Source organism: Pseudomonas sp. CGJS7 (assembly GCF_036961695.1).
In genome coordinates this window covers 1-11,562 of record NZ_JBAMDI010000211.1, presented here as the reverse complement: position 1 = coordinate 11,562, position 11,562 = coordinate 1, and the positions used below count along the sequence as shown (strand labels likewise).

9 protein-coding genes are annotated in these 11,562 nt (G+C 68.5%); 5 read left to right on the top strand and 4 right to left on the bottom strand.

Annotation, left to right across the window (positions count from 1 at the left end; translation table 11 throughout):
* Nucleotides 1–422: 422 nt before the first annotated feature.
* From V7787_RS50605 to V7787_RS50585, 5 genes are all read left to right on the top strand, one after another.
* Nucleotides 423–794, top strand: coding sequence for a hypothetical protein (locus V7787_RS50605; protein WP_336095087.1), 372 nt, complete (start codon nt 423–425; stop codon nt 792–794).
* Nucleotides 795–901: 107 nt separating this feature from the next.
* Entirely contained in the window at nt 902–2,227 is a 1,326-nt protein-coding gene (locus V7787_RS50600) for a TolC family protein (protein WP_336095086.1), read from the top strand.
* The gene (locus V7787_RS50595) at nt 2,224–3,243 is read left to right on the top strand and encodes an efflux RND transporter periplasmic adaptor subunit (RefSeq protein ID WP_336095085.1); all 1,020 of its coding nucleotides are present in this window, start codon (nt 2,224–2,226) and stop codon (nt 3,241–3,243) included. The genes V7787_RS50600 and V7787_RS50595 overlap by 4 nt, the downstream gene beginning before the upstream one ends.
* Complete coding sequence (locus tag V7787_RS50590; protein ID WP_336095084.1) at nt 3,233–6,505, top strand: efflux RND transporter permease subunit; 3,273 nt, start codon at nt 3,233–3,235, stop codon at nt 6,503–6,505. Before V7787_RS50595 ends, V7787_RS50590 begins: the two co-directional genes overlap by 11 nt.
* Nucleotides 6,506–6,604: 99 nt before the next feature.
* Nucleotides 6,605–7,504: a cation diffusion facilitator family transporter gene (locus tag V7787_RS50585; RefSeq protein WP_336095083.1), complete on the top strand. Its 900-nt coding sequence runs from the start codon at nt 6,605–6,607 to the stop codon at nt 7,502–7,504.
* Between the two features lie 392 nt (nt 7,505–7,896).
* Here V7787_RS50585 and V7787_RS50580 read toward each other — a convergent pair whose 3' ends face one another.
* The 4 genes from V7787_RS50580 to V7787_RS50565 form a co-directional block, all read right to left on the bottom strand.
* Complete coding sequence (locus V7787_RS50580; RefSeq protein WP_336095082.1) at nt 7,897–8,472, bottom strand: hypothetical protein; 576 nt, start codon at nt 8,470–8,472, stop codon at nt 7,897–7,899.
* An 11-nt stretch (nt 8,473–8,483) separates the two neighbouring features.
* Nucleotides 8,484–10,667 carry a xanthine dehydrogenase family protein molybdopterin-binding subunit gene (locus V7787_RS50575; RefSeq protein WP_336095081.1) on the bottom strand — a complete coding sequence of 728 codons (2,184 nt, stop codon included), beginning with the start codon at nt 10,665–10,667 and terminating at the stop codon, nt 8,484–8,486.
* Between the two features lie 68 nt (nt 10,668–10,735).
* A complete protein-coding gene (locus V7787_RS50570) occupies nt 10,736–11,266 on the bottom strand; it encodes a (2Fe-2S)-binding protein (RefSeq protein WP_442965379.1) in 531 nt (176 codons plus the stop codon).
* Between the two features lie 34 nt (nt 11,267–11,300).
* The coding region (locus V7787_RS50565) for a hypothetical protein (RefSeq protein WP_336095080.1) at nt 11,301–11,562 on the bottom strand (262 nt) is incomplete at its 5' end.

Here is an 11,562-nt window from a genome sequence, read left to right as displayed (position 1 = left end):
GAACCGCAAGCGCTCAACAACGCACACACACTCGCGCCGAACAGCGCGGCCACGACGGCGCTCCTGGCGCCGACCGGAGCGACAACATCGCCGCCCGCACCCAGCCACAGGCCGGCGGCGGCGATGCGCCCCGGCTTGGTCACAACCTTCACTGCAAAACCCCCTGTACCGCGGAACTGCGAAATCCGCGCGCAGGCTAGGCACAGGATGTGACGTGGGTACTGCACCGCCCTTGCCTATCCTGGTGGACCGAACCGCGTCCACGCTGCCAGGCCTCCTGCCGCGCGGCGCGGATTATGGCCGCAGCGGGCGCGGCGCGGCGATGCGCAATCCGGCCAATCGAGCGCGACCGCACTCGGACCTGAACGAAAAACGCTCGGCTGAAATTGTATTGCGCGCTGCGGCCCTCCTATCATCGCGCCATGCCCGGCCCGTCCGCCCTCGTCAATGTCCTGCGCTACCTCGTCTTCGGCGTGTTGATCGCCGTGATGGTGGTCAAGCCGGTGTTGGCGTTCGCCAGCGAGATCGCCGAACTGGCACCGGCCGTCGCCTTCGCCGCCGAACACGATCGCGGCGACGATGTCCGCCACGCCGACGGCCAGCCGCAACAAGACCCCGACGGCTGCGGCGACACCCGTTGGCACCTGAGCCACTGCTGCGCGATGCAGGCCGCGTTGTTGCCGCGCATCGAGCTGGGATTGCTGGTCCCCTCCCCCGCCCAGCCGCTGCCTGGCCTTGCGACCGCGTTCGTGCCCACCCCGACGGTGGTGCCGTTCCGTCCGCCCATCGCCTGATTCGCCGCCGGCTGCGTGCCGGCCCGGGCTGAGGCCCGTCCTCGCCGCGTCCGCGATCGCTGTGCAGCGAACGCGCCGGCGTCTATAGCGATTCAGGAGATACCCCCATGCGGTTGCGTCCGGCGGCTTTGGCCGTGCTGACGGCTGCGCTGTGCTTTTCGGCACAGGCGCAGTCGCCCCTTGCCTCACCTTCCCCTCCAGGCACTCAAACCGCCGCGCCGCGCGCCGGTTCGGTGTTCACCCTCGACGATGCCTATGCGCGCATCGACGACAACCACCCCGACCTGCGCTTGTTCGGCGGGCAACGCTCGGTGCTGCAGGCCGAACGCGACATCGCCGCGCAGAAGCCGGCGTGGGTCGCCGGCGTGGCGGTCGACAACGTGCTGGGCACCGGCCCGGTCAGCGGCGTGCAAGGCGCCGAGATCACCCTGAGCCTGGCCTCGGTGTTCGAACGCGGCGGCAAGCTCGACGCGCGCCGCGCGTTCGCGCAAAGCCGGATCGACGCGCTCGCGGTGGATCGCGAAGCCCGGCGCATGGACCTGCTGGCCGAGACCGCGCGCCGCTATCTGGCCATCGTCGCCGCGCAGCGGCGGATCGATCTGGCCCAGTTCGACATCGCCCAACGCAAGCGCAGCGTGGCCGCGGCGCGGCAACGCCTGGAAGCCGGCGCGTCGCCGGAGTCCGGTCTGCTGACCGCGCAAGCCGCGCTGGCCCGCGCCGAACTCGAACGCACCCGCAACGAGCAAGCCCTGCTGGTCGCGCGGCAACATCTGGCGGCGCTGTGGGGCGAACGCGACCCCGGCTTCGCCACCGTTGCCGGCGATCCCTACGCCTTGCCGCCGATCCAGGACGCGATCGCCTTGTCCTCGCTGCTCGACCGCACCCCGGAACTGGCGCGCTTCAACGACGCACGCCGGATCGGCGAGGCGCGCGTGCGCCTGGCCCAGAGCGAGGCGACGCCGGATCTGAGCTGGCAAGTCGGCGTGCGCCGTTTGCAGGAAGGCGGCGACATGGCCTTGATCGGCAGCGTGTCGATGCCGCTGGGTTCGCGCGCGCGCGCCGAGCCCGGCATCCGCGGCGCGCAGGCCGAACTGGCGGTGTTGGAAACCGAGCGCGAAGCCAAGGGCCTGTCGCTGTACTCGACCCTGATCGAAGCGCACGGCCGCTACCGGGTCGGCGCGCTGGAAGTCGCGCGGCTCAAGGACGACGTCCTGCCGCGGCTGGAACGCGCCGAAAAAGCCGCCGAATACGCCTACCGCGCCGGCGCCATCAGCTACCTGGAACTGGCCCTGCTGCAGGCCGAAAGCGTGGCCGTGCGCAAACAGCGCCTGGACACCGCGCTCGACGCGCAACTGGCGCTGATCGAAATCCAGCGCCTCACCGGCGAATCCCTTGTCGCCGCCTCGCCCAATGCCTCAGGAGCCACCCGATGAAGCCCGAACTGTTGATCGCCGCGGGCCTGTTGGCCTTGAGTCTGAGCGCTTGCGGCGGCTCGAACGATAAAGCCGCGGCCAAGAGCGAAAGCGCGGCCGAAAGCCATGCCGACGAAGCCAAGCCCGGTCACGAACACGCCGAAGGCGAAGGCGAGGCCGGTCACGGCGAAGCCGCCGGAGAAAAGCCCGAAGAAAAAGCCGAAAGCACCGTCATCGCCAACGAAATCGCGCGCCGCTCCGGCATCGGCGTGGCCGCGGTCGGCGCCGGCACCATCGCCGACGAACACGAAGTGCAAGGCCTGATCACCCCGCTGGAAGGCCGGGTGGCGCGGATCACCGCGCGCTATCCCGGCCCGGTGCGCTCGCTGCGCGCCAACGTCGGCGACCGCGTCAGCGCCGGGCAAACCCTGGCCACCATCGACAGCAATCTCAGCCTGACCACCTACTCGATCGCCGCGCCGATTTCCGGCGTGGTGCTGGCGCGCAACGCCGCGGTCGGCGAGGTCGCGGTGGAAGGCACGGCGCTGTTCGAGATCGCCGACCTGTCCACGCTGTGGGTCGATCTGCACGTGTTCGGCGCCGACGCCTCGCACCTGCGCCCGGGCTTGCCGGTGACGGTGATGCGGATGGGCGACGACAACGGCGTCGACACCACCCTGGACCGGATCCTGCCGGGCACCGCGACCGCCAGCCAAAGCACCGTCGCGCGCGCCTCGATCAAGAACGCCGACGGCCTGTGGCGTCCGGGTTCGGCGGTGCGCGCGCGGGTCACGGTGGAACAACTGCCGGTCAATCTGGCCGTGCCGCTGACCGCGCTGCAGCGCATGGACGACAGCGACGTGGTGTTCGTGCGCGACGGCGAGCGCTACAGCGCGCGGCCGGTCAAGCTCGGCCGCCGCGACGCGCGCCGCGCCGAAGTGTTGTCGGGCTTGAAGGCCGGCGAGCAGATCGTGGTCGAGCAGAGTTTCCTGATCAAGGCCGACATCGAAAAAGCGGGGGCCTCGCATGAGCACTGAGCCCGTGCCGACGCCGACCGCGCCGGAGGCGAACGTCGGAGCGCTCGAACGCATCCTGCGTTTCGCCATCCGCCACCGCTGGCTGATGCTGGCGTTGACCTTGGCCCTGATCGGCCTGGGGGTGTGGAGCTTCGGCAAGTTGCCGATCGACGCCACCCCCGACATCACCAACGTGCAGGTGCAGATCAACACCCAGGCGCCGGGTTACTCGCCGCTGGAAGCCGAGCAGCGCGTCACCTTCCCTATCGAGACCGCGTTGGCCGGCCTGCCCAAGCTCGACTACACGCGGTCGCTGTCGCGCTACGGTTTGTCCCAGGTCACCGTGGTTTTCAAAGACGGCACCGACCTGTATTTCGCCCGCCAGCAAGTGGCCGAGCGATTGCAGCAGGTGAAATCGCAGATCCCCGCGGGCCTGGAACCGGAACTGGGGCCGACCGCGACCGGTCTGGGCGAGATCTTCATGTACACGGTCGACGCCGACCCTAAGGCGCGCAAGCCCGACGGTTCGGCCTACACCGCCACCGACCTGCGCACGCTGCAGGATTGGGTGATCCGCCCGCAGTTGCGCAACACCCCCGGCGTCACCGAGGTCAACACCATCGGCGGCTACGCGCGGCAGATCCACATCACTCCCGATCCGGCGCGGTTGCGCGCGTTGAATCTGACTCAGCGCGATGTGGTCGCCGCGTTGGCCGCCAACAACCAGAACGTCGGCGCCGGTTACATCGAACGCAACGGCGAGCAGTTCCTGGTGCGGGTGCCGGGGCAGATCGCCAAGATCGAAGCGATCGGCGAGATCGTGCTCGACCGCCGCGACGGCGTGCCGATCCGCATCCGCGATGTCGCCACGGTCGGCGAAGGCCCGGAACTGCGCAGCGGCGCGGCCACCCAGAACGGTCATGAGGTCGTGCTCGGCACCGTCTTCATGTTGGTCGGTTCCAACAGCCGCGATGTCTCGCAAGCCGCCGCAAGCAAACTCGAAGCCGCCAACGCCAGCCTGCCCAAGGGCGTGACCGCCAATGCGGTGTACGACCGCACCTCGCTGGTCGACCGCACCATCGCCACGGTGTCCAAGAACCTGGTCGAAGGCGCGTTGCTGGTGGTGGCGGTGCTGTTCCTGCTGCTGGGCAATTTCCGCGCGGCGCTGATCACCGCGCTGGTGATTCCGCTGGCGATGCTGTTCACCATCACCGGCATGGTCCGCGGCGGCGTGTCGGGCAATCTGATGAGCCTGGGCGCGCTGGACTTCGGCCTGATCGTCGACGGCGCGGTGATCATCATCGAAAACTGCCTGCGCCGCTTCGGCGAGCAGCAGCATTTGCTCGGCCGCGAGATGACCGATGAGGAGCGTCACGATCTGACCGCATCGGCCACCGCCGAAGTGATCCGCCCCAGCCTGTTCGGCCTGGGCATCATCACCGCGGTGTACCTGCCGATCTTCGCGCTCAGCGGCATCGAAGGAAAAATGTTCCACCCGATGGCGATCACCGTGGTGCTGGCGTTGACCGGCGCGATGCTGTTGTCGCTGACCTTCGTGCCGGCGGCGGTGGCGATCTTCCTCGGCGGCAAGGTGGCCGAGAAAGAGAACCGGGCGATGGCCTGGATCAAGCGGCGCTACGAGCCGGCGCTTGCATGGGCGCTGCGCAGCCGCACGATCGTGGTCGCCGGCACCGCCGCGTTGGTGATCGTCAGCGGCGTGTTGGCCACGCGCATGGGCACCGAGTTCGTCCCCAGCCTGGACGAAGGCGATGTCGCGGTGCAGGCCATGCGCATCCCCGGCACCAGCCTGACCCAGTCGGTGACGATGCAGAAAACCATGGAGCAGGCGTTCATGGCCATGCCCGAGGTCGAACGCGTCTTCAGCAAGATCGGCACCTCCGAAGTCGCCAGCGATCCGATGCCGCCTTCGGTCGCCGACACCTTCCTGATGCTCAAGCCGCGCAACCAGTGGCCCAACCCCAGCAAGCCCAAGGACGCGCTGATGGAGGAGATCGAAGCCATCGCCGGCACCCTGCCCGGCAGCAACTTCGAATTCACCCAGCCGATCCAGATGCGCACCAACGAGTTGATCTCCGGCGTGCGCGCCGATGTCGCGGTGAAGGTCTACGGCGACGATCTGCAGCAATTGCTCAAGGTCGCGCAGCAGATCGAAGCGGTGGCCAAGCAGGTGCCCGGCGCGGCCGACGTCAAGACCGAACAGGTCACCGGCCTGCCGATGCTGAGCATCGAACCCGACCCGCGCGCGTTGTCGGTGTACGGGCTCAACCCGGCCGCGGTGCAGGAGACGGTGGCGACCGCGGTCGGCGGCGAAGTGGCCGGCCAGTTGTTCGAGGGCGACCGCCGTTTCGACCTGGTGGTGCGCTTGCCGGAAGGCTTGCGCCAAGACCCGGCCGCGCTGGCCGACCTGCCGATCCCGCTGCCGGCCGCCAGCGGCGACCGCGATGAGTCCAGCCGCGATGCGACCTGGCTGGCCGGCGCGCCGCGCACGGTGCCGTTGCGCGAAGTGGCCAAGATCAACTCGATCCTCGGCCCCAACCAGATCAACCGCGAGAACGGCAAGCGCCGGATCGTAGTGACCGCGAACGTGCGCGATCGCGATCTGGGCGGATTCGTCGGCGAGTTGCGGCAGAAAATCGACGCGCAGGTGAAAATGCCGGAAGGCTACTGGATCGGCTACGGCGGCACCTTCGAGCAATTGATCTCGGCCAGCCAGCGCCTGGCGATCGTGGTGCCGGTGACCTTGGTGCTGATCTTCGCCTTGTTGTTCATGGCCTTCGGTTCGGCCAAAGACGCGTTGATCGTATTCAGCGGCGTGCCGCTGGCGTTGACCGGCGGGGTGATCGCACTGGCCTTGCGCGGGATTCCGTTGTCGATCTCCGCCGGCGTGGGCTTCATCGCGCTGTCGGGCGTGGCGGTGCTCAACGGCCTGGTGATGATCGCCTTCATCCGCAAGCTGCGCGAGCAAGGCGACCCGCTCGACAACGCCATCGTCGACGGCGCGCTCGGCCGCTTGCGGCCGGTGCTGATGACCGCGCTGGTGGCCTCGCTGGGCTTCATCCCGATGGCGTTCAACGTCGGCGCGGGCTCGGAAGTGCAGCGGCCGCTGGCGACGGTGGTGATCGGCGGCATCGTGTCCTCGACCCTGCTGACCTTGCTGGTGCTGCCGGTGCTGTACCGCTGGCTGCATCGCCGCGACGCCGAAGAGCAAGGCGGCGAGCCGCCGGCCTTGCAGGCGCCGCCGCAAGCCGCGCCGGCGCACTGAGCCGGCGCGGAGCAGGCAAACGCGCGCCGCTCACACCGGGTGCGCTTGAATGGGCCGTCGCTGCCGAGGCAGCGCGGCCCGCATAACCGGAGATGGGATATGGGCAGCGGACACGACCACGGCACGACCGCGATCCGTCACGAGAAACCCCTTTGGTGGGCGCTGGGTCTGACCGGCGGCTTTTTGATCGCCGAGGTGATCGGCGCCTTCCTCACCAACAGCCTGGCGTTGCTGTCGGACGCCGCGCACATGGGCACCGACACGGTCGCGCTGATGATCGCGCTGACCGCGGTGCGGCTGAGCCGCAAACCGCCCGACGCCAAGCGCAGCTTCGGCTACGCGCGGATGGAGGCGATGGGCGCGATGGCCAACGGGCTGATGCTGTTCGCGGTGGCCGGCTACATTTTGTGGGAAGCGGTCGGCCGCTTCAGCGAGCCACCGCAGATCGCCACCACCGGCATGCTGGTGATCGCCACGCTCGGGCTGATCGTGAACCTGATCGCGATGCGTTTGCTCAGCGCCGGCAGCGGCGAGAGCTTGAACATGAAAGGCGCGTATCTGGAAGTGTGGAGCGACATGCTCGGCTCGGTGGCGGTGATCGCCGGCGCGATCGTGATCCGCTTCACCGGCTGGACCGTGGTCGATCCGATTCTGGCGGTGCTGATCGGCCTGTGGGTGTTGCCGCGCACCTGGACGCTGTTGCGCGAGGCCGGCAATGTGTTGATGGAGGGCGTGCCCAAGGATATCGACCTGGATGCGTTGCGCGCGTTGCTGACGTCCGCTGGGGGCGTGCGCGATGTGCATGACCTGCATGTGTGGTCGTTGGCTTCGAATACGCCGGCGATGACTGCGCATCTGGTGATTGCGCCGGGCGTGGATGGCGATGCGTTGCGGCGGGAGTTGTCGACGTTGCTCGATGAGCGTTATGGGATCGAGCATTGCACCTTGCAGATCGAGAGCGAGAATTGTGGGGATGCTTGCGATGCGCCGCACGTTTGAATGCGACGTACCTAGCGCATCTGTTCCTATCCCGCGCATCTATTCCCTCTCCCGCTTGCGGCGACCGAAGGGAGTGCAAGGCTGAGAGGGCTAGGGTGAGGGGATGAGCGCCGAAGGCGCGAATGCTTTTGCTCTTGCGCAATCTGCGTCGCGGCGCGTGCCCTCACCCCAACCCCTCTCCCGCAAGCGGGAGAGGGGCTCGGTACGCGGCGCATTTGTTCCCTCTCCCGCTTGCGGCGACCGAAGGGAGTGCAAGGCTGAGAGGGCTAGGGTGAGGGGGTGAGCGCCGAAGGCGCGAATGCTTTTGCTCTTTCGCAATCTTCGTCGCGCCGCGCGCCCTCACCCCACCCCCTCTCCCGCAAGCGGGAGAGGGGCTTTAGAGCGCAAGCGCTTCAGCTTTTCGGGCAGGGGCCTTCCGCATCCGCCCACGTCTTGAACGCCGCCACGAACTCAGGATGCGGCACCGGCACCGGCTGACGATTCCCGCCCGGCGCCCAACCCCACAGCACCAGCTTGTCCTCGCTGACATGCTTGATCAACGCCGCGAAATCGCGCCCGCCGTTGCTCTGCTTGTCCTTGATCATCGCGCACAGCTTCGGCGCCGGCAGCCCGATCCAGGCCATCTTGTGTTGCGGCGGCGGCAGTTGCCAATGCGGCGCGCCCGGCGGCGCGTTGGGCCCGTAGCTGGCCGGCAGGTTGGCTTCGCCATGACAGGTCGAACACGGCAGGCCCGCCGCGCCCTTGCCCTCGGGCCCGCGCACCACGCCCATCGCGTGCGGCAGGCCGGCGTCGAATTGCAGCGGCTGGTCGCCGGGGATATGGCAGTTCTGGCAACGCGGATGCTGGAACACCTTCTGCACCGTGGCGAACGCGGCCACGGCTTGCTCGGTCTGCTCCGGGGTGATCTTGGAACCGCCGCAGGCGCTGAGCGCGAGGGCGGCGGTCAAAGCGGTGGCGATTGCGCGCATCGTCGGTCTCCTCATGCCTGCAGCCGCAACGGCAGCTCGCGCAGCCGCTGTTGGGTCAGCGCGAACACCGCGTTGGCCACCGCCGCCGCGACCGGCGCGGTGCCGGGCTCGCCGGCGCCGCCCATCTTCTCGGCGCTGGGCACGATGTGCACTTCGATCTCCGGCGCTTCGTCCATGCGCAACACCCGGTAGTCGTGGAAGTTCGATTCCTGCACCCGCCCGTCCTTGAAGCTCAGCGCGCTGTACAGCGCCGCGCCCAGGCCGAAGTTGATGCCCGATTCCATCTGCGCGCGCACGCCGTCGGGGTTGACCGCCAATCCGCAGTCGATCGCGCAGACGAACCGGTGCACGCGGATGTCCTTGCCGCCGCCGGGCCGATCGACCAACGACACCTCGGCGACTTGAGCGATATAGCTGCCGAAGGATTCGTGCACCGCCACGCCGCGCGCGCGGCCCTGCGGCGGGCGCGAGCCCCAACGCGACTTGTCGGCGACCAGATCCAGCGCCGCCAGATGCCGCGGATGCTCCTTCAACAACGCGCGCCGATACTCGACCGGGTCTTTCTTCGCCGCATACGCCAGCTCATCGATCAGGCTCTCCATCACGAAGCCGTTGTAGCTGTGACCGACCGAACGCCACCACAGCACCGGCACGCCGGTCTGCGGGCTGTGCAGATCGACCCGGTGATCCTTGATCGCCTTGATGTAAGGCGAATCGGCCACGCCCTCGACCGACGTCACGTCGATCCCGTTCTTGACCAACGCCGCCGCGAACGGCGTGCCGCCGATGATCGATTGCCCGACCAAGGCGTGTTCCCACGCCACCGGCAGGCCCTGCGCATCCAGGCCGATGCGCGCGCGTTGCAGATACATCGGCCGGTAGTAGCCGCCGCGCACGTCGTCCTCGCGCGACCACACCGTCTTGACCGGCTTGCCGGCCGCCTTGGCCACATGCACCGCTTCGCGGACGAAATCCGCGGTCGGGGTGGCGCGCCGGCCGAAGCCGCCGCCCAGGAACATCGTGTGCACGCGTACTTGCTCAGGCTTGAGCCCGGTGATTTCCGCGGCGACGTTCTGGTCCACGGTCTGGAACTGGGTGCCGGTCCAGATGTCGCAACCCTCGCCATCGATCTTGACCGTGCAGTTCAGCGGCTCCATCGGCGCGTGCGCCAGATACGGCACGTTGTACTCGGCCTCCAGGGTGCGCGCCGCCGCGGCCAGCCCGGCGGCGACGTCGCCGGCCTGGCTGGCGATGGCGCCCGGCGTCGCCGCCAGCGCGCGGAATTCCTCGCGCAGTTTGTGCGTGTCCAGGCCCGCATGCGGGCCGGCATCCCACTCCACCGCCAACGCGTCGCGCCCTTGTTTGGCGGCCCAGTAGTGATCGGCGATCACCGCCACGCCGCTGGGCACCTGGACCACGTCGCGCACGCCGGGCACCGCCTTGGCCTTGCTCGCGTCGAAGGATTTGACCGTGCCGCCGAACACCGGCGCGCGCGCCACCACCGCGGTGAACAAGCCGTCGAAGTGCATGTCCATGCCGAACTTGGCCCGGCCGTCGATCTTTTCCGGGCCGTCCAGGCGTTTGGTCGGCTTGCCGATGATTTTCCAGTCCTTGGCTTCTTTCAGCGTCGGCGGCGTTTTCGGCGCCGGCAGCTTGGCCGCGGCCGCGGCCAATTCGCCGTAACTGGCGCGTTGGTCGCCGGCGATGGCCACGCCGTTTTCGGTGCGCACCTGCGCCGCCGGCACGCCGAAACGCGCCGCCGCGGCCGCGACCAGCAAGCCGCGCGCGGTGGCGCCGGCCTGGCGGTAGCGGTCGAACTCGGACCAGGTGCTGGTGGAGCCGCCGGTCATCTGCATGCCGAAAGCGGTGTGCGCATACGCCTGTGCGGCCGGCGCGTGTTCGACCTTGATCTTCGACCAGTCCGCATCGAGTTCTTCGGCGATCAGCATCGCCAGGCCGGTCCAGATGCCCTGGCCCATTTCCGAATGCGACAACAACACGGTGACCGTGTTGTCTTCGCCCACCCGCAGGAATGCGTTGGGCGCGAAGCCGGTGGACACCGCGGCGGCGGTCGCCGGCGCGGCTTCGGCGAAACGCTTCGCCCCGGGCACCAGGAAACCGACCACCAGTCCGCCGCCGATCAGCGCACCGCTCTTGAGAAACCGGCGTCGCGAGGACGCATCGATGGTATTCACAGCCACCTCCTTGCAACGCTACCCGGGCGCGACGCGAACGCGCGGCCCGGCGCAGCGGATGTCTGGGTTCAGGCGCTCGGCGCCGGCACGGTGATCGAAGGCAATGTCAGCTTCGCGGCGGGATCCTCCGCCAGCGCGACCGCAGCGCCTGCGCCGAGTTCGGCCGCGCGCTTGACCGCCGCGCGGATGCGCGGATAGGTGCCGCAGCGGCAGATGTTGCCGGACAGCGCCTGATCGATATCGGTGTCGCTGGGCTTGGGAATCTTCGCCAGCAACGCCGCCGCGGACATGATCTGTCCGGACTGGCAGTAACCGCACTGGACCACGTCGATCTCGGCCCAGGCGCGTTGCACCGGATGGCTGCCGTCGGCCGACAGGCCTTCGATGGTGAGGATTTTCTTGCCTTCCACCGAAGACACGGGAGTGACGCAGGAGCGTCGCGGCGAACCGTCGACGTGGACGGTGCAGGCGCCGCACTGGGCGATTCCGCAACCGAATTTGGTGCCGGTCAAATGCAGCAGGTCGCGCAATGCCCACAACAGCGGCATGTCCGGCGCGGCATCGAGTTCATGCTCGGCGCCGTTGATGTTGAGCTTCATCGGTATCCCTCGCGGCGGCTGGGGTGGCTTGAGCCTACGCCAGTGCAATGGCGCTGACTACATCGCGCGGGTGCCGGATCGGCAATGCATGACGGCGGTCCGATCGCCGTGCGCTTGCCGAAAACTCCACGTATTGGACGCGTTTTGAGCGCATCGCGGGGGTGCGCGCGGCGACGGTTTTGCCGATCGCCTTGCCGGCAGCTGCGCGCGCGGGTTCGCCGCCCGATTTCGGCTTGCCCAAAACTACAGGCCACCGGGCCGGCGCGCGCGCGCGGCGGCGGGATCGGTCTAGACTC